This window comes from Curtobacterium sp. Curtsp57, from assembly GCF_047324335.1.
Lineage (GTDB): Bacteria > Actinomycetota > Actinomycetes > Actinomycetales > Microbacteriaceae > Curtobacterium.
Map to the genome: position 1 here is coordinate 2,401,379 of NZ_CP168511.1, position 23,079 is coordinate 2,424,457.

27 protein-coding genes are annotated in these 23,079 nt (G+C 70.3%); 14 read left to right on the forward strand and 13 right to left on the reverse strand.

All coding sequences use genetic code 11. The features are described 5' to 3' along the window. Window positions 1–40: 40 nt before the first annotated feature. Entirely contained in the window at window positions 41–745 is a 705-nt protein-coding gene (locus tag ACEN9V_RS11295) for an HAD hydrolase-like protein (RefSeq protein WP_413600386.1), read from the forward strand. Further along, the gene (locus tag ACEN9V_RS11300) at window positions 742–1,983 is read left to right on the forward strand and encodes a CynX/NimT family MFS transporter (RefSeq protein ID WP_413600387.1); all 1,242 of its coding nucleotides are present in this window, start codon (window positions 742–744) and stop codon (window positions 1,981–1,983) included. The genes ACEN9V_RS11295 and ACEN9V_RS11300 overlap by 4 nt, the downstream gene beginning before the upstream one ends. Window positions 1,984–1,996: 13 nt before the next feature. On the opposite strand, the gene ACEN9V_RS11305 is transcribed toward ACEN9V_RS11300, so the two are convergent. Together ACEN9V_RS11305 and ACEN9V_RS11310 are read right to left on the reverse strand one after the other, a co-directional pair. Beyond that, entirely contained in the window at window positions 1,997–2,830 is an 834-nt protein-coding gene (locus tag ACEN9V_RS11305) for an SDR family oxidoreductase (RefSeq protein ID WP_413600388.1), read from the reverse strand. Window positions 2,831–2,852: 22 nt separating this feature from the next. Then, the gene (locus ACEN9V_RS11310) at window positions 2,853–3,491 is read right to left on the reverse strand and encodes a nucleoside/nucleotide kinase family protein (RefSeq protein ID WP_413600389.1); all 639 of its coding nucleotides are present in this window, start codon (window positions 3,489–3,491) and stop codon (window positions 2,853–2,855) included. A gap of 33 nt (window positions 3,492–3,524) precedes the next feature. Between ACEN9V_RS11310 and ACEN9V_RS11315 the strand changes: the two genes are divergently transcribed. Continuing rightward, window positions 3,525–3,896, forward strand: a complete 372-nt coding sequence (locus tag ACEN9V_RS11315) for a VOC family protein (RefSeq protein ID WP_413600390.1) — start codon at window positions 3,525–3,527, stop codon at window positions 3,894–3,896. A gap of 8 nt (window positions 3,897–3,904) precedes the next feature. Here ACEN9V_RS11315 and ACEN9V_RS11320 read toward each other — a convergent pair whose 3' ends face one another. Beyond that, window positions 3,905–4,345 (reverse strand): NUDIX hydrolase, encoded by a 441-nt coding sequence (locus ACEN9V_RS11320; RefSeq protein WP_402727631.1) that lies wholly within the window; start codon window positions 4,343–4,345, stop codon window positions 3,905–3,907. 140 nt (window positions 4,346–4,485) lie between these two features. On the opposite strand from ACEN9V_RS11320, the gene ACEN9V_RS11325 reads away from it, so the two are divergent. Both ACEN9V_RS11325 and ACEN9V_RS11330 read left to right on the forward strand, forming a co-directional pair. Then, window positions 4,486–5,103: a GNAT family N-acetyltransferase gene (locus tag ACEN9V_RS11325; protein ID WP_413600391.1), complete on the forward strand. Its 618-nt coding sequence runs from the start codon at window positions 4,486–4,488 to the stop codon at window positions 5,101–5,103. Between the two features lie 60 nt (window positions 5,104–5,163). Beyond that, window positions 5,164–6,678 (forward strand): M16 family metallopeptidase, encoded by a 1,515-nt coding sequence (locus tag ACEN9V_RS11330; protein WP_413600392.1) that lies wholly within the window; start codon window positions 5,164–5,166, stop codon window positions 6,676–6,678. Here the strand turns inward: ACEN9V_RS11330 and ACEN9V_RS11335 are convergent. Continuing rightward, window positions 6,668–7,315, reverse strand: coding sequence for a TetR family transcriptional regulator C-terminal domain-containing protein (locus tag ACEN9V_RS11335; RefSeq protein ID WP_413600393.1), 648 nt, complete (start codon window positions 7,313–7,315; stop codon window positions 6,668–6,670). The two genes, ACEN9V_RS11330 and ACEN9V_RS11335, sit on opposite strands and share 11 nt — an antisense overlap. Window positions 7,316–7,446: 131 nt before the next feature. Between ACEN9V_RS11335 and ACEN9V_RS11340 the strand changes: the two genes are divergently transcribed. Genes ACEN9V_RS11340 through ACEN9V_RS11355 form a run of 4 tightly spaced genes read left to right on the forward strand, consistent with a single transcriptional unit; the run spans window position 7,447 to window position 11,067 of the window. Then, window positions 7,447–8,982, forward strand: coding sequence for a conjugal transfer protein (locus ACEN9V_RS11340; protein ID WP_413600394.1), 1,536 nt, complete (start codon window positions 7,447–7,449; stop codon window positions 8,980–8,982). A gap of 2 nt (window positions 8,983–8,984) precedes the next feature. After that, window positions 8,985–10,055 carry an FHA domain-containing protein gene (locus tag ACEN9V_RS11345; protein ID WP_413600395.1) on the forward strand — a complete coding sequence of 357 codons (1,071 nt, stop codon included), beginning with the start codon at window positions 8,985–8,987 and terminating at the stop codon, window positions 10,053–10,055. Further along, window positions 10,052–10,894 carry a class E sortase gene (locus ACEN9V_RS11350; protein ID WP_413600396.1) on the forward strand — a complete coding sequence of 281 codons (843 nt, stop codon included), beginning with the start codon at window positions 10,052–10,054 and terminating at the stop codon, window positions 10,892–10,894. The genes ACEN9V_RS11345 and ACEN9V_RS11350 overlap by 4 nt, the downstream gene beginning before the upstream one ends. Further along, window positions 10,891–11,067 (forward strand): hypothetical protein, encoded by a 177-nt coding sequence (locus ACEN9V_RS11355; RefSeq protein ID WP_413600397.1) that lies wholly within the window; start codon window positions 10,891–10,893, stop codon window positions 11,065–11,067. The genes ACEN9V_RS11350 and ACEN9V_RS11355 overlap by 4 nt, the downstream gene beginning before the upstream one ends. Before the next feature lie 4 nt (window positions 11,068–11,071). On the opposite strand, the gene ACEN9V_RS11360 is transcribed toward ACEN9V_RS11355, so the two are convergent. Genes ACEN9V_RS11360 through ACEN9V_RS11370 form a run of 3 tightly spaced genes read right to left on the reverse strand, consistent with a single transcriptional unit; the run spans window position 11,072 to window position 14,960 of the window. Then, a complete protein-coding gene (locus tag ACEN9V_RS11360; protein ID WP_413600398.1) occupies window positions 11,072–12,391 on the reverse strand; it encodes a carboxylesterase family protein in 1,320 nt (439 codons plus the stop codon). Next, window positions 12,391–13,644: an MFS transporter gene (locus ACEN9V_RS11365; protein ID WP_413600399.1), complete on the reverse strand. Its 1,254-nt coding sequence runs from the start codon at window positions 13,642–13,644 to the stop codon at window positions 12,391–12,393. Before ACEN9V_RS11365 ends, ACEN9V_RS11360 begins: the two co-directional genes overlap by 1 nt. 14 nt (window positions 13,645–13,658) lie before the next feature. Then, window positions 13,659–14,960 carry an MFS transporter gene (locus ACEN9V_RS11370; protein ID WP_413600400.1) on the reverse strand — a complete coding sequence of 434 codons (1,302 nt, stop codon included), beginning with the start codon at window positions 14,958–14,960 and terminating at the stop codon, window positions 13,659–13,661. A 217-nt stretch (window positions 14,961–15,177) separates the two neighbouring features. Here ACEN9V_RS11370 and ACEN9V_RS11375 point away from each other — a divergent pair, with 217 nt between their 5' ends. The 4 genes from ACEN9V_RS11375 (at window position 15,178) to ACEN9V_RS11390 (ending at window position 19,042) form a co-directional block, all read left to right on the forward strand. Then, entirely contained in the window at window positions 15,178–15,993 is an 816-nt protein-coding gene (locus ACEN9V_RS11375) for a sugar phosphate isomerase/epimerase family protein (protein ID WP_413600401.1), read from the forward strand. Then, complete coding sequence (locus ACEN9V_RS11380; RefSeq protein WP_413600402.1) at window positions 15,990–17,105, forward strand: Gfo/Idh/MocA family protein; 1,116 nt, start codon at window positions 15,990–15,992, stop codon at window positions 17,103–17,105. Before ACEN9V_RS11375 ends, ACEN9V_RS11380 begins: the two co-directional genes overlap by 4 nt. A gap of 116 nt (window positions 17,106–17,221) precedes the next feature. Continuing rightward, window positions 17,222–17,683 carry an AAA family ATPase gene (locus ACEN9V_RS11385; RefSeq protein WP_413600403.1) on the forward strand — a complete coding sequence of 154 codons (462 nt, stop codon included), beginning with the start codon at window positions 17,222–17,224 and terminating at the stop codon, window positions 17,681–17,683. 666 nt (window positions 17,684–18,349) lie between these two features. Further along, window positions 18,350–19,042, forward strand: coding sequence for a hypothetical protein (locus ACEN9V_RS11390; RefSeq protein WP_413600404.1), 693 nt, complete (start codon window positions 18,350–18,352; stop codon window positions 19,040–19,042). Window positions 19,043–19,374: 332 nt separating this feature from the next. Here the strand turns inward: ACEN9V_RS11390 and ACEN9V_RS11395 are convergent, their stop codons facing one another. The 6 genes from ACEN9V_RS11395 to ACEN9V_RS11420 all read right to left on the reverse strand — a co-directional run bounded on the left by ACEN9V_RS11395 (window position 19,375) and on the right by ACEN9V_RS11420 (window position 22,224). Continuing rightward, complete coding sequence (locus ACEN9V_RS11395; RefSeq protein ID WP_413600405.1) at window positions 19,375–19,743, reverse strand: Imm8 family immunity protein; 369 nt, start codon at window positions 19,741–19,743, stop codon at window positions 19,375–19,377. Then, a complete protein-coding gene (locus ACEN9V_RS11400; RefSeq protein ID WP_413600406.1) occupies window positions 19,740–20,273 on the reverse strand; it encodes a hypothetical protein in 534 nt (177 codons plus the stop codon). The genes ACEN9V_RS11395 and ACEN9V_RS11400 overlap by 4 nt, the downstream gene beginning before the upstream one ends. 125 nt (window positions 20,274–20,398) lie before the next feature. Beyond that, a complete protein-coding gene (locus ACEN9V_RS11405; RefSeq protein WP_413600407.1) occupies window positions 20,399–20,785 on the reverse strand; it encodes a hypothetical protein in 387 nt (128 codons plus the stop codon). A 64-nt stretch (window positions 20,786–20,849) separates the two neighbouring features. After that, window positions 20,850–21,455: a TetR/AcrR family transcriptional regulator gene (locus ACEN9V_RS11410; protein WP_413600408.1), complete on the reverse strand. Its 606-nt coding sequence runs from the start codon at window positions 21,453–21,455 to the stop codon at window positions 20,850–20,852. A 25-nt stretch (window positions 21,456–21,480) separates the two neighbouring features. Beyond that, window positions 21,481–22,020 carry a MarR family winged helix-turn-helix transcriptional regulator gene (locus tag ACEN9V_RS11415; protein ID WP_413600409.1) on the reverse strand — a complete coding sequence of 180 codons (540 nt, stop codon included), beginning with the start codon at window positions 22,018–22,020 and terminating at the stop codon, window positions 21,481–21,483. 21 nt (window positions 22,021–22,041) lie between these two features. Continuing rightward, window positions 22,042–22,224 carry a hypothetical protein gene (locus ACEN9V_RS11420; protein WP_413600410.1) on the reverse strand — a complete coding sequence of 61 codons (183 nt, stop codon included), beginning with the start codon at window positions 22,222–22,224 and terminating at the stop codon, window positions 22,042–22,044. 167 nt (window positions 22,225–22,391) lie between these two features. Between ACEN9V_RS11420 and ACEN9V_RS11425 the strand changes: the two genes are divergently transcribed. After that, window positions 22,392–23,075 (forward strand): SDR family NAD(P)-dependent oxidoreductase, encoded by a 684-nt coding sequence (locus tag ACEN9V_RS11425; RefSeq protein WP_413600411.1) that lies wholly within the window; start codon window positions 22,392–22,394, stop codon window positions 23,073–23,075. Window positions 23,076–23,079: the final 4 nt, after the last annotated feature.

The following is a 23,079-nucleotide window of genomic DNA, read 5'->3' on the forward strand; positions in this document are numbered from 1 at the left end:
GGTGGGCCCGGTCCACCGCCCCGGTTAGGCTGGGCAGGTCATGACAAGCCCGTTCAGCGCCATCCTCTTCGACCTCGACGGAACCATCAGCGACTCGGCGCCGGGCATCCTGGAGAGCCTGACGTACACGTTCCGCAAGGTCGGCGTGCCCGTCCCGGACCACGAGACGCTGATGTCGTTCGTCGGGCCGCCGATCCTCGACACCTTCCGCGACGCGATGGGCATGGACCAGGAGCTCGCGGACCGCACCCTCGCCGTCTACCGGGAGCACTACTTCTCGCACGGCGCCCTCGACTCCGCGATGTTCCCCGGCATCGACGTGGTCCTGCGCACCCTGCACGAGGCCGGACTGCCGATCTCGACGGCGACGAGCAAACCAGAGACCCCCGCGACGTACATCCTCGACCACTACGGACTGACCGGGGACATCGACATCATCACCGGCGCCAGTGACGACGAGGTCCGCTCCTCGAAGGCCGACGTGGTCGAGGAAGCGCTGAAGCGCCTCGACGCCCGCGGGTTCGACGTCTCGCGTCCGGTGCTCGTCGGCGACCGGCTGCACGACGTCGAGGGAGCCCGGGTGCACGGCGTCCCCGTGGTCTTCGCCGAGTGGGGGTACGGCTCCCCCGCCGAGGCCGACGGCACCATCGCCCAGGCAGCCACCCCGCTCGACCTGCTGCCGATCCTGCTCCCGGACGCCGCTGCGCCGGACGCGCCCACCGCCGACGCCAGCGCCCGTTCGTGACCCGCGCAGCCGCACTGCGCCGCGCCGGCTGGGTGCTGCCGGCGGCCATCGTGCTCGTCGCGCTGAACCTGCGCGGCCCCATCGTCGCCCCGGCGCCGGTGATCGGCGACATCCGGCTCGACCTCGGTCTGACGACCACCGTCGCCGGGCTCCTCACGACCATCCCGGTGCTGTGCTTCGCCCTCGCCACGCCGCTCGCGAGCTGGGTGATCGCGAAGGCGACCCCGGAGCGGGCACTGTCCCTGTCGCTCGTGATCGTGCTCGCCGGAACCGTGCTCCGGTCGGTCCCGAGTGCCGCGGCACTGCTGATCGGCACCGCGGTGATCGGCATCGGCATCACCATCGGCAACGTGGTGATCCCGGTCGTCATCCGCCGGGACACCTCGCCGGAGCGCGTCGGGATCGTTACCGGCGTGTACACGTCAGCGCTCAACGTCGGGTCGATGCTGACGTCGCTCGCCACCGCACCGCTCGCATCCGTGTGGGGCTGGCCGGTCGCGATCGCGGTGTGGGGGCTTCTCGCCGTGGTCGCCGGGCTGGCCTGGACCTCCGCGGTCGGGGCACGCGCCGCGTGGATGCGCCCGGCGACCGGGACGCCGACCGAACCCGCGGTCGTGACCGGACCGATCGACCAGGTCCTCGGGACCGGTGCGATCCGCGTCCCCTCCGCTGCCGCTGCCCGCCCGGCCAGGTGGGTGACGATCGGGCTCACGCTGGCGTTCGGCGGTCAGGCGTTCTCGTACTACGCGCTCACGGCGTGGATCCCGACGCTGCTGCACGACGAGATCGGGTTCTCGAAGGCGTCGTCGGGTGCGAGCTCGTCGGTGTTCCAGATCCTCGCGGTCGTCGGGGCGCTCGGCGTGCCCGTGCTCGCCTCCCGCTGGCGCCCCAGGGCGATCCTGTCCCTGGTGGCGTTCCTCTGGCTCGCGATGCCACTCGGGCTGCTGTTCGCGCCGCAGCTCTGGCTGCTGTGGTCGGTCCTCGGCGGGGCAGCCCAGGGCGGCGGGATCACCGTCATCTTCATCATCATCGTGCGACTGGTGTCGACCGACGACGACGCCAGGAGGATGTCCGCGTTCGTGCAGGGCGGAGGCTACCTGATCGGGTCGGCTGGGCCGCTCGTCGCCGGGGCGCTGCACGACGCGACGAACGCCTGGACCGCGCCGCTGCTCGTCGTGCTCGTGGCCGTCCTGACCCTCGGCATCGTGGGGACCCTGTCCGCCCGCCGGGTGCCCTGACCGACATCCACCGTCAGCCGGCGCGCAGCACGTCCTGCAGCGTCATCGGCGCCCGCCCGGTGACCCGTTCGACGTCCCCGGAAACGTGTGCCAGCGCTCCCTCGGCGATCGCCGTGTAGGTGCTCACCCACGCATCGGCCTGCCACGGCTCCGGGTTCCACCGCGCGCGCGACGCGTAGGCCTCGTCGAGCGTCTCCGGGTGGTACGTCACCGTGCGGCCCCGCTCGGCACGCACCGTCGCGGCCGCCTGCTCCAGGGTGATCGCCACGGGACCGGTGAGTTCGTAGGTCCGGTCGAGGTGCGCCGTCGGGTGCTCGAGTACCGCCGTCGCGACCCGTGCGACGTCCGCGCGCGCGACGGCAGCCATCGCACCGTCGCCTGCCGGCCCACGGATCACCCCGTCCTCGCCCACCAGGTCCTCGACGAAGTCCAGGTAGAAGTTGTCCCGCAGGAACGTGTGCGCCATGCCCGTGGCCCGGATCGCCTGCTCCGTCGCCCAGTGGTCGCGGCCGAGTGTGAAGGTCGCATCCGCGGCCGCGCCCGAGAACGAGGTGTAGACGACGTGCCGGACACCGGCCGTCGCCGCCGCCCCGACGAAGGCGCGGTGCTGCGCCAAGCGGTCCTCGGCCTCTGCGGCGGAGACCATCAGCAGGACGTCGATGCCCTCGAGCGCGGTGCGCGCGGCGTCGACGTCGTCGAACGTCGCCACGGCGACGTCCGTCCCGGGCAGGGCAGGAGCCCGTGCGGCGTCGCGGACGATCATCCGGAACGGCACGCCGTCCGCGGCGAGCGCGCGGGCGACGGCACCGCCGATGTTGCCGGTCGCGCCGGTGATGGCGATGGTCATGTCGGTTCCTTCGTTCAGGTGGTCAGGTCCGGACGATCCGGGAGGCTCGGCTCACCGTGGGAGCGACGCGTGCGGCGTTCACGCCGTCGACGTCGATCGCCCACCGAACGGCCGCCTCGTGGTCGCGACCGTGCCGCATGTGCCGGCCGACCAGACGGTCGACGCGGACGCCGTCGTCCACGACGCAGGACCACGTCTCGGTGAAGAGGTCGCGGAGCGCCGCCCACGGCTCGGTGTCGTCGAGCAGGTAGTTGCCCTCGGAGACCACGAGCGTGGCCGCCCGCGGCACGGCGATGCTGCCCGCAACGGGTTCGTCGACGCGGCGGTCGAAGTCCGGCGCCCAGACGACCGGTTCGTCAGCAGCCACGAGCCGCCGCACGAGCGCGACGTACCCGTCGGCGTCGAAGGTGTCGACCGCGCCCTTGCGGTCGTGCCGCCCGAGCGCGTCGAGCGCGACGTTGGCCAGGTGGAAGCCGTCCATCGGGACCTGCACGGCCGTCCCGTGCCCGAACCGGTCGTCCACGGCGGCGACGACCCGTCTGGCCAGCGTGGACTTGCCCGCGCCTGGCGCTCCGGCGATGCCGAGCACCGCCCGACGACCGGAGGACGCCAGTTCGACCGCACGCTCGACGGCCTCGTCGACCGATCCCTCCACAGGCACGCCCTCATCCTCGCAGAGTGGTTCACTGTCGGCATGGTCATCGATGCGACGAAGGCGTTCAGCGGGTTCTCGGTGCGGGACCCGTCGGAGGCGAAGGCGTTCTACACGGATGTCCTCGGCCTCGACGTCACCGAGGACCACGGCATGCTCTCGATCCAGCTCGGCGGCGGACGCTGGGTGCTGGCGTACCCGAAGGGCCCCGCCCACGAACCCGCGGCGTTCACGGTGCTGAACTTCCCCGTCCCGGACGTCGACGCCGCGGTCGACGAGCTGGCCGCGAAGGGCGTCGAGTTCCTGCACTACGAGGGCATGACCGATGAGAAGGGCATCAACCGCAAGGGCGGCCCGCTCATCGCGTGGTTCACGGACCCGTCCGGCAACGTCTTCAGCGTCATCGCCGAGTAGCGCGGCCCTCAGGCGGTGAGGGCTCCGGCCCAGCCGAGCGCGATGGGGACGACCAGGCCGTGCCGGTGGTGCGGGAGTTCGGCGATCGGGATCCAGTCCGCCCGCTCCGTCGACCCGTCGGCCTCGTCCCGCAGTTCGCCGCCGGTGATGGTCACCCGGAACACGACCTGCACGGCCTTCATCGGCCGGCCGTTCTCGTGCATCCGGCGTTCCGCGGGGACCAGGTGGTGTCGCACCCCGAGCAGGCCGCCGACCGAGACCTCGTACCCGGTCTCCTCCATGAACTCACGGACGACCGCCTGCTCGACGCTCTCGTCGTACTCGACCCCGCCGCCTGGCAGCGCCCACGTCCCCGCCTCCGGGAACCGCTGCATGGCGAGCAGGACCCGACCCTCGTGGGTGACCACGCCGTACGCAGCGAGCCGGGTGTCGTAGTCCGTGTACTCCATGACCCGACCATCCCAGCATGCCGAGCCGGTGCACGCGTGCCGCGCCGAGCCTCCCGGCCGTCCCGGCGACCACGCAGCCGACGCGACGTCCGGGGTGACGGCTATCGTGATCGCCATCCGGACCGGAGGGACGGCGTGCGATGACGACGGACACGACCCATGGGCAGATCACGTTCCGACCGGGGAACGAGGTGCCCTGGAGCGACCTCGACCTGGTCTTCGGCGAGCGAGGCGATCCGGGGACGTGCCACTGCCAGTGGCTGAAGCTGCTCGACCGCGCGTTCACGGACATGCCGAACGACGAGCGCACCAGGCGCTTCCGGGCCGAGGTCGGCTGCGACGACCCGAGCGCGCGCGACACGACGGGCATCGTGGCCTACCGTGACGGCGAGCCCGTCGGGTGGGCAGCCGTCGAGCCCCGACCCGCGTTCGTGCGGCTCCGGAAGACCCGGGTGCCGTGGTCCGGTCGTGACGAGGACCGCGACGACGACGGTGTGTGGGCGATCGCCTGCTTCGTGGTCCGCAAGGGGTTCCGACGGCAGGGCGTGAGCCGCGCGCTCGTCGTCGGCGCCGTGGAGCACGCCAGACGGGGCGGGGCGAGAGCGGTCGAGGGGTACCCGATGCAGTTCGCCGAAGGCAAGGACGACATCTGGGGCGAACTCTTCGTGGGCGCGCGGTCGGCCTTCGTCGATGCCGGTTTCCGTGAGGTCACGCACCCGACCGTGCGGCGGTACGTGATGCGGCTCGAGCTGGACTGACCGTCCCGCGCCCTCGTACTGGGGCGATGCCGAGGTCGATGATCCGGGCGATACTCCGATGTGCTCCACACGAACGCGACGGTCCCCGTGCTCCATGCCCCCGCCGACGGTCCCGTCGAGGCGATGCTGTTCTTCGGCGTCGGATCCTCGGACGAGCCGGTCCGACTGGCCGGCATCACCCACCTGGTCGAACACCTCGCCGTCCGCCGCGCACTGCCGATCGCGGCTCCCCACAACGCGACCACCGACGACTGGGCGACGATCTTCTCCGTGACCGCGAGCACGGCCGAGGAGGCCATCGCCGGCATCGTGCGCATGGCGGACGCCGTCGGGTCGCTGGTCGACGTCACACCGGCCGAGGTCGAGCACGAGCGGAAGATCCTCGCGGGCGAGGACCGCCTGCGGTACAGCGAGCAGGTCCCGTCGATCCACACGGTCCGCTTCGGCCCGACGGGTCCTGGTCGTGCCGGTGCCGGGTGGGCAGCGACCCACGGCATCAGCGCCGAGGAGGTCCGGGCGTGGGTGCAGCGCTGGTTCGTGGCGGAGAACGCGGTCGTCACCGTCGCCGGAGGCGCGGTGCCGGCTGATGCCCTGACGGTCCAGCTGCCGTCCGGCCGCGCAGCAGGTCCCGTGCCCTCGTGGTCCGGTCAGGTCAGGGGCGGCGTCATGGTGGAGTCCGGGCTCAGCGGCGCCGCGCTCTCGGTGCTCGTCCCGGCGGAGCACGCGCAGCTGCTCGACGCGGTGCTGGAGCAAGAGGTCTTCCGGGCACTCCGACTCGACGCGGGGCTCACCTACTCGGTCGACGGCTCGTTCGTCGAGGTCGACACCGCCTCGAGCACCGTCGTCGTCACCATCGACCCTGCCGTCGAGGACCTCGCCGCAGCGGTCGACCTGCTCGTGGCGACGGTCCACCGGGTCGCCGAGGTCGGACCGAGCGAGGAGTCCATCGCCACGATCGATGCCGCGCGCGCCCTCAACCACCTCGACAGCGGGACCCGTGCAGATCAGCGACTGACCGATGCCGCGCTGCACCGCCTCCGTGGACTCCGCCGTGCGACGCCGATCGACCACCCGGTGTCCGCCGACGAGATCGCCGGGCTCCTGACGGCGCTCCGAGCCGCCCTGCCTGGGCTCATCGTGTGCGTCGACGAGGACGCGGAGCTCCTGGACGACGAGCCCGAGGCTCCGGAGGCCGGCCTCCGCGCGGTCGCCGCCCGGCACGGTCTCGTGGTCGACGAGCGAGTTCCGGGGCGTCCGGTCCAGGACGCCCGCCACCTCACGAGGTCGTCGTCGAGCAGCACCTACCGGGACGCCTTCCTGCCGGGGTGGGCGAGCATGCGGGTCCGGTTGGACGGAACCGACCTGGTCCTGCTCCCCCGCGGCGGCGACGCCCGGGTCATCGATCTGTCCGGCGTGTCCGTGGTCGGGACCCGGGGTGACGACGGCCTCACGATCGTGGACTCCGACGGGTTCGCGTTCCAGATCCGACGCGACGAGTGGTGGCAGGGACGACGGCTGATCGCGGCGGTCCGTTCGGCGACGCCCGCAGAGCTCGTCCGACCGTTCACCACCTGATCCCCCTTCGGCTCCTGCGGCTCCGGTGGGCACCCGTCGACGACCGCTCGACCGGTTGGACCGCTCCCCAGCCGACGCGCATCCGTGCGACCGCGCGGTCGAATCCGGGCAGCAGGTCGACGTCGTCCCGCAGGAGCGACTGCAGCTGCAGCCCCTCGTACAGTGCGAGGAGCTGTTCGGCGCCGTGCCGTGCAGAGGAACCACTCGACTCGCGGCCGGCGATGACGTCGCGGGCGAGGGCGAACGTGAGGTCCTCGAAAGACGTCGTGTACTGCTTCCGGAACCACCCCGCCGCTGCGTGCGAGGGGTTCGACGCCGCACTCAGCAGGGCGAGGCGGAGACGGACGAGTGCCGGGTCGCCGAGCCCCGTCTCGAGTCGGGCTCGGACGTACGCGACGGCACCGTCCTGCTCCGCGATGGACCGGAGCGCTGCACGCTGGGCGGTGTTCCAGCGGTCGATCACGGCGACCACGAACAGCTCCCACACCGGGTACACCCGACGGAACTCCTCGACCGTGATGTCGGCGTGGACGGCGACCTCGGCCGGCCCGACCTCGTGGAAGTCGGCCGCACGGTAGGCGAAGATCCCCGCCGCGACGATGTGCGCGCGGAGGTCGGGGTCGTCGGTCGCGGGCATGAGGTCGATTGTCCGGCTCGGCGATGTGCCGCGCGACCGCCAGTTCTGGGGACGCGCATCCCGTTTTACAAAATACTATTGGTATATGTGATATTTGTAGTATCCTTGGGATACCCGACCGAGGAGCTTGCATGTCAGAGGCACTTCTCTCGCGCAGAGAGCTGCGCGAGCGCCGCGCCCGCGCCGAGTCTGCGCAGCCCACCCGCACGGTCGACGCGTGGGCTCGCTCGGCGACGGCGGCATCGGTCGTCGAGCCGAGGCCCGCGGGAGGGACCGGCTGGACGAGAGCCGCTCCCGCATCCACCGCGGACGTGCCCGCCTCGGCAGCACTCCCGTCACCGTCGACGCAACTGTCGATCCCTCCCGTGCCGGTGTCCACGGCGCAGCCGGTGCCGACCGTCCTGACTTCGCCGACGCCGGTCCCCGCCTCCACGACGCCGCCAGCCACCCTCGTCCCGGTCCCCGTCCCGACGACCCCGCCCGCCACCCTCGTCCCGGTCCCCGTCCCGACGACCCCGCCCGCCACCCTCGTCCCGGTCGACGCGCCGCTCCCCGGAGTGCAGGAGGCGCCGGCCGGCACGACGACCGAGCCGCCGACCGCGTCACCTCCGTCCCCGACTCCGCTCCCGCACCCGGACCCCGAGTCGGCGCCGGCAGCTCGCACGGCGTCAGCCACGGCCCCGACGCCGGCCGTCGAGTCCGCGGTGTCCGATGCGCCGCCTCGGCGCGCCGGCACACGCCCGCGAGCAGCCGACTCCCGGCGCGACACCGACGGTGGGACCGGGACGTTGCGCAGCTCGGTGACCGAGGTCGTCCGCGACGTGGTCGGGCTCGGCTCGCGCGGTGGCCGCCAGTCCTGGGTGCGGACCATCCAGATCCTCGTCGCTTCGGCGACCGTGCTCACCCTCGCCCTCGGCGTCCGATCGATGTTCGCACCGGTGAGTGCGAGCAGCGCCCCCGCGTCGGCCACCTTCCCGCAGGCCGTGGCGGCTTCGACTGCCGAGCGCTTCGCCGAGGTGTACTTCACGTGGGACGAGTCGGACCGACAGGCGCGGACAGAGGCCCTCTCGCAGCTGATGGTCGGCGGCACGCCTGGTCAGGCCGGGTGGGACGGGAAGGGAACCTCCACCGCCGGCGCGGCCCGTGCCGCTGGCTTCACCTACGTGGACGCCTCGCACGCGATCGTGACGGTCGTCGTGCCGGTGACGACGCCGGATGCCGACGGAACCGACGCGACCTCGACGATGTCGCTCCAGGTCCCCGTCACGGTCGTCGGCGCCCGCGTGTGGGTCTCCGGGCTCCCAGCGTCGGTGGGTGTCCCAGCCGCGGCGCCGACCGGCACGGCGTCGTCCTTCCGCCTCGATGCGCGGACGAGCACGCGCTCACGCCCAGCTGTCGCGCAGTACTTCGCAGCGCTCAGTCGTGGCGACGTCGCACTCTCCGAGACCGGGAACGCCTCCACCGGCCTCGACGGCACGCTCCAGTACACCGAGCTGCTCGACTGGCGGGTCGAGCGTGGCGGCGACGACCAGCGAGTCGGGTTCGCCGAGGTCCGGTGGGCGACCCCGGGCGGCGCCGTTCTCGACCAGGAGTACCGACTCGTCATCTCGAGGAACGGGTCCGGCTGGCAGGTCCGCGCAGCGACCGCCGCCGTCCCGACCGACTGACCATGACCACACTCGAAGGATCTGCGATGCTCTCCACGCACACAGGCGAACCGCCTGCCATCACCGTCCACATCTCCCCGTCCGGGCTGCTGACGATGGGCGGGTACGACCACACCGAGACGTCGTCGCACGCCTCGTCCGAAGCCGCACGGGAAGCAGCGCTCGACATCGTGACGGAGTTCGCCCGGCAGTCCGGGCACCCCGTTCGCCTGCACACCACCGGCGCCGAGGGGAACTGGCACCTCGTCGTCGCATCGGACGGGTCGGTCGAGATCGACGAGATGCCCGCGGTCGTCGCTCCGACCACGATCGACACCACCGCATCGGTGGGCAGGACGGACACGATCGACCTGACCGAGCGGACCGCGACCGTGAGCGCCTCACCGGCCGCCCCGGTCGTCGAGACCATCGCGATGCCGGTCGCCCCCGAGCCAGACCCCCTGCCCGACCCGGTCGACCTCCCCGACCCCGTCGGACCGCTCCTGCCTCCGATCCCACCGTCCCCATCGATCCCCTCGGCTCCCGCAGCTGCACCAGGGGCCCTGGCAACACCTGAACCGTCGGCAGTACCGGAGCACCCGGCACCACCGGAACCCCCGGCAGCGGCGGAGCACCCGGCACCACCGGAGCACCCGGCTGAGGCGACCAGCGTCGAGTCGACCGACACGGCGCCGGTCAACGCCGGATCGCCGTCCGAGACGGAACTCGACGAGATCGAGTCGCTCGAACGCACGATCGTGAGCACGCGACGCCGCACCGAACCGGTCAGTCGGGCCAAGCTCTTCACGAGCACCGGGACCATCCTCGACGTGTCCGGTTCGGGCGTCCTCGGTCGCCGACCGCTCGGGGTGGAGAACCCGGTACGGTTCGACGACCCCACGCGGAGCGTGTCGAACGCCCACCTGCGCTTCACCGTGGACGGAGCCGGACTGAACGTCGAGGACCTCGCTTCGGCGAACGGCACCACCGTGGTGCGAGAGGGCACCAGGCAGCGGTGCCACCCCGGCACGACCGTCCCGGCTCCCCGCGGTTCACGGGTCGACATCGGCGACCAGTTCTTCGTCGTCGCGTGACCGGCGGGCGAGACGGCGTGCTCGATGCGACGTCGGCGAACGGGTGGGTCCGGTCGGCGCCGGATCCCTGGCAGGGGTCGCGCACTCCGCGACACCGCCCGAACGCCCGGCCGCGGCAGACGATCGGCGCTGCGATCGTCTCGCTCATCGCCGAATTGCTCATCATCGCGGGCGCCGTCACCGGGCTGTACGTGGTGTGGACCGGCTGGTGGACCGACGTCGTCGCCGTGAACGAACAGACCGCGCTCGTCAAGGACCTCGGGCAGACCACGACCAAGCCCACTGCGGGCACCGAGCACCGCGGCACCGCACCGGTGTTGGCGGAGCCGCCGAACGTCACGGACGTCTTCGGCACCATGCAGATCCCGCGCTTCGGAACGGACTACAACCGTCCCATCGGCGAGGGCACGAACCGCGAGAAGGTCCTCAACACCATCGGACTCGGCCACTACCAGGACACCGCGATGCCCGGCGCCGAGGGCAACTTCGCCGTCGCCGGCCACCGCGTGACCTACGGCAAGCCGCTCAACCAGATCGCCGAACTCACGACCGACGACGCGATCGTCGTCCGCGTCACCGACAAGGCCACGAACTTCGACGTCTGGTACGTCTACAAGGTCACCGACAGCCAGATCGTCACACCCGACCACATCGAGACGATCGCCCCCGTCCCGAACAAGCCCGGCGTCCAACCCACCGCCGACGACCGCTGGCTGACACTCACCGCCTGCCACCCGATGTGGTCCGCCAAGGAGCGCTACATCACCCACGCCAAGCTCGACTACTGGATGCCCGCGTCCGAGGGGACGCCGAAGGAACTCTCGGAGACCCCCAAGTGATCTTCCCGCTCGTGTGGCGACTCCTGCCCGGCCCGACCGCCCTCAAGATCCTCGAACTGATCGTGCTGCTCGCCGCACTCGTGTTCGTCCTGTTCACCTGGGTGTTCCCCTGGGTCGCAGCGGACATCCTGCCCCCACCCGACGGCACCGTCGACAACGGCGGGGGGCCCTGACGGTTCAGCCGCGGTCGAACACCAGCGTCTCGTCGTCGCGGGCAGTGACGCGACCCGTCCGCGCGAACTCCGCCCAGATCGCCCGCACACCCGGGCCGCGACGCTCGACCTCCGGCCAGTCCCGCTCGGGCACGAACCGGCTGCCGGCCCACGCCTCCTTGCGTCCCAGCAGCAGCGGCAGGTCGCTCATGTGCACCGCCCCGGTCGGCTGCGCGGTCGCGCCGCGGAGCAGCCGGTAGACGGTCGCGCGCCCGCCGCCCGACCGGTGCCGCTCCGCGAACGCCCGGGCGTCACGCCCGTAGATCGCCTCGGTCAGCGGCCGGACGAGCCACCACCGCACGAGCGACCGCGCGACCCGGTTCCGAACGATGCGCTTGAGTCCAGGGAGCACGGGCACGTACATCCCGGCCTCGTCCGATCCCGACCCGATGAGCACGTCGACGTCTGGCGCGACCCGCCGCCAGGCCTCGGCGAGGTCACGTTCGGCCGGCAGCGGCGCGAACCCGTACTGGGTGCCGTACGGCATCCCGCCGCGGAGCCCGTACCGGCCACCGACCCGGGTGCCGCGGGCCTGTCGCTCGTACAGCTCGTCGAGCGAGGTGTCCGCCGACATCGGCCCCACCGCCTCGACCATCGCACGGTTCATCCGCGCACGTCCGCGCGAGAGCCCGAGCGGTGCGCTCTGCACGATCGCCCTGCGGAAGAGCCCTGCGGTCCCCTCGCTGATCATCAGGTGCGCGATCGCGTCCCCTCCGGCGGACTGCCCGAAGAGCGTGACGAGATCGGGGTCGCCGCCGAACGCGGCGATGTTGTCGTGCACCCACCGGAGCGACGCGACGAGGTCGAGCAGCCCGAGGTTCGCCGGGATCCGTTCCCCGTCGCCGAGGAACCCGAGCACCCCGAGCCGGTACGTCACCGTCACGACGACGACGCGTTGCTCTCGGACCAGGTCGTACGGGTCGTTGATCGGGACGTCGCCGCCGCCGATGACGTACGAGCCGCCGTGGATCCACACCATGACCGGCAGTCGCTCGTCGGGGCCGAGGTCAGCCGGGATCGTGATCGAGAGCGCCTGGCAGCGTTCGTCGACCTCGGCATCGATCTCGTGGAGCAGCTGGTCGACGACCGTCGCGGAGGGTTGCGGGGCCACCGGTGCCGAGAAGTCCGCGTGGAACACGTCCTCGAAGACGGGCATCGGCTCCGGCGGCCGGAACCGCTCGGCCTGCGCGTACGGCACGCCGAGCACCCGGATGACGTCGCCGTCCCGCGATCCGCGGATGCGTCCTGCTGGGCTGTCGTAGGTCACGGTGGCGGCGTCGAGCATCAGTCCACGCTAGCCCTGGAGGCTCGGTGCGGCCCCGGCGCGTCGGTCCCGGCGCTCCGCGCCGGGCGGAGCGACCCGGACGCCGCGAAGGCCGCGACGAACAGCACCGCGACGAGCCACAGTGCCGACAGCGCGCCGAGGTGGACGGCGATGGCACCGATGACGGGCGGTCCGGCGAAGTTCGCGAAGTACCCGATGGACGCCACGACACTCACGCGGGCGGCCGGGTTCGGGCCGCTCTGCGCCGCGGCCGACATCCCCAGCGGGAAGCCCATCGAGACGCCGACGGCCCACAGGACCACACCGATCAGGGTGAGCCACCAGGTGCCGCCGACGATGAACAGGATCGCCCCGAGGATGCCGAGCGCAGTCGTCCAGCGCACGGTCCGGACCCGACCGAGCCGATCGACCACGGGACCGGCGAACACACGGGTCGCCGCCTCGGACACCGCGAACACGGTGAAGAACAGCGCGCCGACGGTCGCGGACTGCCCGTGCCCGTCGGTGGTGGCGAGTGCGAGCCAGTTGTTGGCCGATCCCTCGCCCAGCTCGACGCCGAGCATGACGACACCGATCATCAGCAGGCGGACGTCCGCCCAGCCCCTGGCCCAGGCGCGGATGCGCTGCCCGGGTGTCAGCGTGTCGTCGTGCTCCTCCGCGCGGGTGCCGTCGGGCACCGCGCGCATGGCGACCACGCCGACCACGAGCAGGACCGCGGCCTCCACCACCAACTGGGTGGAGACCGTGATGCCGAGTGCCGAACAGAGTGCGGCGATCCCGGCACCGAGCGCCGCGCCTCCCGACCATGCGGCGTGCATCAACGGGAGCAGCGTGCGGCCCGCGAGGGCCTCGATGGCCGTGCCCTCGACGTTCGCCATCACGTCGAGGGAGCCGATCCCGGCACCGGCGACGACGAACGCGACGGCGGCGAGCGGCGCGGAGTGCAGCGCCGCCGCGATCCCGAGCACGGCGATCGCGACGGGGACGAGCACGACGACGGCCGTCAGGGCCTGCCGTCCGCCGAGTCGCCGCAGCAGCGGCGCGGCGGAGAGCAGGCCACCGATCGACCCGATCGTGACGCCGCCGAGCATGAGCCCGATGGTGCCGGTGTCGACGCCGAGCTCCGCACGGATCTCGGGGAGCCGGGGTCCCCATGCGGCGAGGCTGATGCCGCCGAGGCCGAACGCGACGATGATCGCGTTCCGCCACCGCGCGAGGTGCCTGCGGTCCACGTCGACCGTCGGGTTCGTCATGACGCCAGAAGCTATCAGCGCACGCGCTTGATCGGGATCACGACGAGCGCGCCGATGATGGCCACGATCCCGGCCGCCCAGCACATGAGCTCGTAGTTGTCCGGCGTGCCACCGGTGCCGAACTTCAGGAAGAACAGCGACGCAGCGGGGGCGAGCGACTGCGGGAGCGCGTTCGCGATGTTGATGACGCCGAGGTCCTTCCCTGGTCGGTCGGCGTTCGGCAGGACGTCGACGACGAGGGCGGTGTCGATCGCCGAGTAGATGCCGTAGGCGAAGCCCATGATGATCTCGGCGACGTAGAACCCGTGCACGGTGTCGGCGTGCGCGAGGACGACGAGCCCGACGGCGAACAGCGCGGTGGACCCGCCGACGAAGACCTTGCGGCGGCCGAGCCGGTCGGACAGCCAGCCGGAGAGCGCGGCACTGACGAGCAGGGCGATCGTGTACAGCAGCACACCGAACGCGACGGACGCCGTCGCCTCCTCGTCGCTCGTGATCCCGATGTGCTGCTTCATGTAGAGCAGGCGGTACGTCGTGAACATGAACGTCGCGAAGATGATCAGGAAGCGCGACCACCAGGCGAAGGCGAAGTCCGGGTTCTTGATCGGGTTCGTCCAGAACGACGAGATCAGGTTGACGAAGGTGAACTTCTTGAGCGTGTACGTGGGCAGGTCGTCGCGGGCGACGACGGCGTAGACCACCACGAGGACGATCGCGAGGATGCCGGGCGCGATGAACAGCACCGGCAGGTTCGCGACGAAGAACACCGACAGGTAGGTCCCGGCGAGGACGGCGATGTTCTGCGCGAGCGCGATGATGCTCGACGACTTCCCGCGCTGGAACTGCGGCACGTTGTCGGCGAAGCTCGCGGTCAGGGTCGCCAGCACGGTGTTCGCCGAGAGCTGCGCGAGGAGCCATCCGAGGGTGAGCTGCGTGGTGTCCGGGGCGAACGCGATCCATGCGAGGGCGAACGCGAACACGACGACGCCGGTGAGCATCCACGGGCGACGACGTCCCCAGCGGGTGCGGGTCCGGTCGGACAGCGCTCCGGCGAGCGGGTTCATGATGAGCGCACCGAACGCGCCGATCGGCAGCACCGAGCCGATGACGTTCGCCGCGTCGGACCCGACCAGCGCCTCGGCCTTGAGCTGCATGCTCACGTACACGGGTGCCATGAGCGCGACGAAGAGGCCGAACTGCCCGAGGAACAGCGCGATCTGGTAGCCGATCCCGACCCGCATCGTGCTGACCGGCTGGGTGATGCCCTCTTCCGGGTGCAGCAGGACCGGTGTCTCCGCGGGTTCGGGTGTGCTCATGACGCCTCCTTGAGTCGATGAAAACCGTGCTTCGCAAGGTTTTTCCAAACGCGAGCATACATCGGAAGGTCAGGACATGAGGACAGGGCTGCAACAGACCGTCGCAAAAACTGCACACCGGATGGTTTTTCGGGTAGCGTCGTACCCGATCTCGCCGCGGAGCATCGCGTCCCGGCGGGTCGAGAACGCCCGAGCCAGGACCGAAGGAGCCTCTGCAATGCCCACCACCTCTGTGCAGCTGTACTCGCTGCGCGACGCCATCGCCGAAGACCTCGACAATGCGATCGCCCGCGTCGCCGAGATCGGCTACGAGAACGTCGAGCCGTACGCATTCGTCGAGCGCGCCGCCGACCTCGAGCGCGCCTTCGCCGCCACCGGCCTGAAGGCCCCGTCCGGTCACGTCGCCGTCATCGACGCCGAGGACACCGCCCCGATCTGGGACGCGGCGGAGCGCCTCGGCATCACGACCGTCATCGACCCGTTCATCCCGACCGATCGCTGGCAGACCGCCGACGACGTCGCGAAGATCGCCGAGCGCGTCAACGTGCTCACTGCCGAGGCTGCCGCCCGCGGCCTGCAGTTCGGCTACCACAACCACCAGTGGGAGTTCACGAACAAGGTCGACGGCCGCACCGTCTACGACCTCTTCGTCTCGCAGATCAGCCCGGAGACGGTGCTCGAGGTCGACACCTTCTGGGCCACGGTCGGCGGCGCGGACGCCCCCGCGGTCCTGCAGTCCCTCGGTGACCGCGTCGTCGCGATCCACGTCAAGGACGGCAAGGTCGACGGCGACATCCGCACGGCACTGCCGTCGTCGGAGAGCGCGCTCATCGTCCCCGAGGCCCTGCAGCGTGCCTTCGAGAACCAGACCCCGGCCGGCCAGGGCGACGTCGACGTGCCGGCCATCCTCGCCGCGGCGCCGCAGGCCATCCGCGTCGTCGAGTTCGACGCCTACAAGGGCGACGTCTTCGAGGGCATCACCGAGTCCCTCGCCTGGCTGAAGGCGAACGACACCGCCGGGAGCGCCGCGTGAGCCGCGTCGGAGTCGGCATCATCGGTGCCGGGAACATCTCGGACCAGTACCTGACGAACCTCACCCAGTTCGCCGACGTCGAGGTCCTGATGGTCGCCGACCTCATCCTCGAGCGCGCGGCGTCCCAGGCCGAGAAGTACGGCGTCCCGGCGTCCGGCACGGTCGAGGAGCTCCTCGCCCGCGACGACATCCAGATCGTCGTGAACATCACGATCCCGGCCGAGCACGCCAAGGTCGGCCAGCAGATCATCGCTGCCGGCAAGCACACCTGGAGCGAGAAGCCCGTCGCCACCAACGCGGAGGACGCGCAGGCCCTGCTCGCCGCCGCCTCGGCAGCAGGCGTCCGCTACGCGACCGCACCGGACACCGTGCTCGGTGCCGGGATCCAGACCGCCATCCGGGCCATCGCACGCGGCGACATCGGCACGCCGCTCACCGCGACGACGATGTTCCACGTTCCGGGCCCGGACCAGTGGCACCCGGACCCCGAGTTCCTGTACGCACAGGGCGCCGGTCCGCTGTTCGACATCGGCCCGTACTACGTCACGACGCTCCTGCACGCGTTCGGTTCCGCCTCGCGCGTGCAGGCCGTGTCGTCGAAGTCCCGCGAGACCCGCGTGATCGGCTCCGGCCCCCGCGCCGGCACCGAGTTCGCCGTCGAGGTGCCCACGCACCACGCCGCGCTCATCTCGTTCGCGGGTGGTCAGTCTGCGCAGACGACGCTGTCGTTCCAGCACGCACTGCCCCGCAACGGCTTCGTCGAGATCAACGGATCCGAGGGCACCATCGTGCTGCCGGACCCGAACGTCTTCGACGGCGACAGCACCCTGTGGACGCTCGGCAAGGACGAACCGACCACCCTGGCGCACAAGGGCTCCACCTGGGGCCGTGGCACGGGCGTCGTCGAGCTGGCCCGCGCGATCGCGGAGGGCCGGCCGGAGCGCGCCTCCGGCGCCGTGGCGTCGCACGCGCTGGATGTCATGCTCGGCATCCGAGACGCTGCCGAGTCGGGCCAGGCCGTCGAGATCACCTCGTCGATCGACCCGATCCAGCCGCTCCCCGAGGACTTCGACCCCGCCGCCGCGGTCCTCGCCGAGGGCGTGAACGCGTAGCCCCACCGCACACGACGAACGGCCGGCCCCCACGGGAGCCGGCCGTTCTCGTTCACCGCCGACGGTCCGGAGGCTCGGCTCGGCCCCGCCCCGCCGGTTCCGTCCTGGGCCGGCGGATGGTCTTCGTCGCGCCGACGAAGAAGGCCGCCTCCGTGGTCGGCCGGGAGATCGGCACGACCGCGTCGTCACTGCACCGCGTGCTGATGGGCCACGGCCTCCGGTGGAAGTCCGACCCCCGCATCGGCCGCACCACCTGGTCACGCCTCCCCGAACAGCCCCGGCAGCCGGGCCGCGCCGACGCGCTCGAGTACGGGCGGACGTTCCCGCTCGGTGACGGGGACCGGATCGTCGTCGACGAACCGTCCATGGTCTACCTCGACGCCGCGCACCCCCTCGCCATCGTCGCGAAGGAGACCGACGCCGGGATCACGATGGTCGGAGATCAGTACCAGGCGATGCCCGTCGGGCACGCCGGCGCGATGGCCATGCTTGCCCAACGCGCCTCCGCGACCGTGGAACTGTCGACCGTGCACCGGTTCCGCGACCCAGCCGACCCGACGAAACCCAACACCGCCTAAGCGGACCTCACCCTCCGGCTCCGCACCGCGACCGCCATCACCGCGCCCGAGATCGCCGAGGAGCTCATCGCCGGCGGGCACGTGTCGATCGTCGCAAACGAGCAGGCCGTCCGTGACCATCGCAGCACCTCAACGTGCCATCGCAAGCGATCGGCGGCGGAATCCTCAACGTCGGTAGGTGGGAGCGGTCGGGGCATCGCGGCAGCCTCTCTGGCCTGGGGCGGAGCGTGGGCGAGTTGGTGACGCCGTCGACGTCTAGGATTCGCAAAGCCCTCTCGGACCCTCTGCGAGAGTCCGGTCACCGGGCGGCGGGCTACCTTGAGGATTCCACCTATCGAGCGCGTTAAGCCCCGGCACGCCACGCAGCACGTGGTAGCCGGTAGATGATGCCGTGCCCGGACTCTTTCGATCCGATGTAGAGCATGTCGAGCAGGCTCCGGTGCGGGCCTAAGCCAATAGAACAGCGGCTGAGGTACACATCCCCACGGCGGGAACTGTGCCGGCGGAGCTGGAGATCACCAAGCTCTACGGCTGGTAACGCCACATTTGGACTGTCCGCATCCCCGCTGACGGTGGAGTCGAGAGAGCATTATGCTGACATAATCTATATTATTGGCTTTTTGGTATTGACGTGGTGAAGGTCACTGTGAGGCTACGGTTCGAGGTGTGACCGTTGACTGGAACTTGGTCGTTGGCGTGCTCGGACTCGCCGTCAGCACCGCCGTGACCTTCATCGTGTTCGGGCTCGGCCGACGCCTCGACTTCCGCCAGCGACTAGCGCGGCGCGACGTCCTACGTCGAGAAGTCCACGAGATCCTCCGTGACGCTCCGCCGCAACAACTGCCCGAGGTCCTCATCGTCAACGCGTCTCGCTATGAGCGCGACTACGACGGCGACAATCGCCTCACGATGCGTGGCTGGGTGCAGCAACGTGCCGAGATGCTCGGGGTGCGGCACAACGGCGTGGAGTTCGTCAGCGGGATTGTGAACACCTGGCAAGCCGACGATGGTCGATTGACGCTGCGACAGACTTCGACTCAGGGCCCGAACGTGCTCGAAGTGGGCTTCGTGCCGTTCGAGTACATCGAGCACATCGACCCGATCGGCGACGAGTACCGCAACACACCGATTTTCTTCGTTCAGTTCAAGGGTCATGGGCGCGAGCCGTACGCGCACCGCTCGTACGCGGAAGCGGATGGGGCAGCGCTCTACAGCGGAGGGAGGGAGTATCACCGCCCGCTTGATGAACTGGGCCTCTCCCGGCCGAGTTGGTTTCGCGGACAGTGGCGGTTCGCGCGGCGATGGTGGCGTGCGCGCGCGATGGACCGGGGGGTTAGGAAACGGCCACAGCCGCGCTGAGGCGCCGGATCGAGGTCACTCCGGCCGGTTGCCGGGTTCACTCATCGACGTCAGGGTTGCAGGACGGACACCAGTCGACTTCGTCGTTTGTCGACCACCCGAACGCAAGCACGGGCCCTCGCGCGCCGCGGTAGCTGACCGCGTTCGGCCCGATGAGGCGAGCTTCGCGTCGCACTTGTAGCCATCGCAGTTGATCACGATCGCCGGGTGGATGGCCATGGCTCTATCGTCCTACGTTCTGGAGGCGGTCGCGCTGCTCGCCATGCAGATTCTCGTTCTCGATCGATGCGTACTGTCGTCACTCTGCGATTGTGTCGATCGCACGGACGCCTTTACTCGGCACCGGGGTGCTCCTGGTAGTCCTCGAACTCCCACAAGCCGATTCGTGAGACCTTTTCCGCGACTTCCGCCCACGTACGCCCTTCGGCCGCCTCGACGTTCTGCCGGAGCGCGCGGACCGCACGGTTCGCATCCATGGGCTCGACGATGAGGAGGTGGCGGCCCACGATTGGTCCTCGCACGCTCGCCTCCTCTGCGAGCCAAGCGGGTGTGCAGACCGTGACCTGGAAGGTCTCTTCTCCGGGGCCATTGTCGGGACCGACCGTCATTACTGCGTGGAAGTACGAGCGGTAGCGGTCCGCGGGCAGAACGCGATTGAGGTCAAGTTCCTCACTGTAAATGCCGTGCAGTTGTGCTCTCATTGCCCGTCCGTGATGTTGAGGTGTCCGTTGTTGATCCATCGACCGGAAGGCACGTCTCGTGACTCAAAATTTGACTGCCATTCATCGCGACTGGGCTTGTACGACGGTGGCCGCCACTGCCGTAGTCCATTCGAGCTCACCCATGTCTTCCCGTCGCTAGCAAGCTTGGCACCGGGACCGACCCACTCCTTGCCGAGCATCTCTGCTTCGGCTCGGGTTGCTCCTTGGAGGCCAAACATTCCCCTCCCGGCGTTGGCCTCACGAAGAATACCGACCTGTCGCGCGAACGACGCGTCCGCTGCGCGAGCGGCGGCCCGCGCCTCGGCCGCGGACCCGCTGGCGGTCGGGTCGGTGCGCATCGCACCCTGGATGCCGGAGAGTCCCTGAGGGTCGAAGACGCTGACGGTGCCCTTCGCCTGCCGGGCCCGCATGGTGGTGGTGAGGTTGTCGGACCGCGTCGAGGTAGTGATGAGGGGGCCGGCCCAGTCGATGATCGCGGCGATCAGGATCCGTATCCCTTTCCCTGCCAAGGCGGGCCCTCGAGGACGATGGAGTCTTTCGCGGACACGTACACGTTCCGACCCAGGCTCCGTCCAATCGGCCAGGCCACGTCTGTCACGGACGGGGCCTGCAGCGTCGGTCGGATCGTGGAGGCTCAGCGGAGCATCGCTCGGGCGGAGGCGTACTTGCGGATCTCGGCCCGCTTGGCGAACCCGGTCCGGCCCTTCAGGTCGGCGATGAAGTACGCATCCGATTGCCGCCATCGCCACGACAACACCACCGCCCACACGGCGAGCCCCGCGATCGCTGTGAACGTGACCCCGGATGCGATCCGGATCCCGAGCAGCGGCACCGCGCAGCCGGCGGGCATGGACACGATGCTCGTGGTGACGAAGATCACCAGACAGATCCCGGCGACGAAGTCGCCCGGCATCGTCACGGTGCCGCAGACCAGTGTCGTGACGGTGCGGGCGATCAAGTCGGCGAAGACGCCGACGGCGATCAGGGCGGCGGCGATGGCGTAGACCGCTTTCAATGTCATCGCCGAGAGCTTTCAGGTCCGCGATGCAGTGCAGCTGGTACCAGTTGAGTACGCCGTCGCGCGGTCAGTCGGCGGGCGGGACGATCTGCTCGAGCAGGTGCAGCACGCGTTCGCCGTCGACGGCCTCCGGGTCGAGCAGCCACTGGACCTGCAGGCCGTCCGACGCCGCGATGCTCAGTGACGCGAGGTCGACCGGATCGAGGTCGGCCCGGATGCGCCCGAGGTCCTGGTCACGGCGGATCAGTTCCGCGAGTTCGCCCCGCAGACGCGCGAACCGCTCACGCATGAAGTCCCGCGTCGACGGGTGCCCCTCACCGACGGCGTCGGCCGCGAGGGTCGTGTAGAGCTGCACGAGCCCCGGGATCTCGCGGTTCCGGCCGGCACTCTCGCGCATGTCGCCGATCGCGGACTGCAGGCGGTCCGGGGCGCCCTGTTCGCGGACCTCGTGCTCCCGGTAGACGGCGAGCAGGAGTTCGTCGCGCGACGGGAAGTAGTGCCGGAGCGCCGCGTGCGTGATGCCGAGCGCGTCGGCCACCGACCGGAGCGACGACGCGTCGACGCCCTGCTCGGCCACCATCCTGATCATCTCGTCGAGGATCTGGACCCGCCGCTCCGCGCCCTTGCGGTACCCGCGCCGCCGCACGGTTCCGGCGTCGTCGGCAGAGGTCATGCAGACAACTTACCGCTGGAAGGTTTCAGGCGCTGGTGCCGTCCACGGTGTACTCGTCGGCCGGCTCCGGAACCGCCTCGGCGAGGGCGTCCACGATCCGTCCGAGGGCCTCGGCGACCACCTCGTTGTCGGCGGCCGGCAGCCCGTCGAGCACGCGCACGACGATCTCGTGGAACTGTGCGTACGAGTCGTCGATCTTCGTCGCCACCTGGTCGGTCGGTTCGAGGAACTGCGCCCGACGGTCGGTTGGGTGCGCGGTCCGGACGATGTCGCCCTTCTCCACGAGGCCGTCGACGATCTTCGTCACCGAGGCGTTGGACACCGCGAGCATCACCGCGAGGTCCTTCGGTCCCATCGCACGACCGTCCCGGTGCGCCTGCAGCAGGTACCGGGCCGCGAGGAACTCGTTCTTCGACAGACCGCTCTCGATGCGCGCGTGCTCGATCTGCTGTTCCTCGGCGTGCTGCAGCCGGAGGATGGCGTCGACGGCCGAGCGGGCGGCCTTCGATCGGGGTGCTCGCGAGTAGAGGTGGACGTGCTCTCGGCGGACGACGGTCAACGGCATGTGTTCATGAACTCCGGGTTCTCAGGCCTGCGGGAGGGTGAAGAAGTCCGCGTAGGACGGCTCGGCCCGCTTGGAGAGCAGCGACGGGTCCTCGATCCGAGCGGTGACGTAGGCGGCGATGACCGCGGGGTCGGTGAGGCCCGCGCGAGGGTGGGTGCCGAGGAGACCGGTGCCCCACTGAGCCCCGTGGTACGTGCTGCGCATGCCTGGTTCCACCTTCCTGGTCGTCTTCCCGTCCGAGTTGGACGACGAAAGTGTTTCACGACGTGAACGGTTAGAGCAACTGACAATCCAGGTCCTGTACGTTTCGCGCAACGAACTGCACGGCACACTGAACGACCGGTTGTCCGACCGAGGGATAGCGTGGCGACGTGGATCTCCAACTCACGGACCGTGTCGCACTCGTCGTCGGGGGCAAGGGGTACATCGGCAGCGCCGTCGCCGATCGACTCCGGGCCGAGGGAGCGACGGTCGTCGTCGCCTCGCGGAGTGCGACGGACGACGACGGCGTCGCGATCGACACCGCGGACCAGGCCTCGGTCGACGCCGGTGTCGCCTCGGTCATCGCGCAGCACGGGCGCATCGACGTGCTCGTCGTCACCGCGGCGCCGAGTGCCGGGACCCTCGACCCGGCGAAGAAGTCCGACCCTGATCAGATCGCCCGGGCCGTCGACGGCAAGGCGCTCGGGTTCCTGCGGGTCGCGAACGCCGTGCTGCCCGGACAGCGCGAGGCGGGTTTCGGACGTGTCGTCGTCGTGAGCGGGCAGAACGCCTACCTCTCCGGCAACATCACCGCGTCCCTCCGGAACACCGCCGTCAGCGTCATCGCGAAGAACCTCGCGGACGAGGCAGCCGGCTCCGGCGTCACGGTCAACGTCGTCAACCCGGGCACCGTGACGGACGATCCGGCTGCCGAGGTGCAGCGCGGGTCCGGTGGCGAGTCCAGCCCCCAGCAGATCGCCGACCTGATCGCGTTCCTGTCGTCGCCGCTGTCCGTGGTGTCCGGCGAGTCGATCTCGATCGCGCACCGTGTCCTCGGTTCCGTCACGATCTGACGCA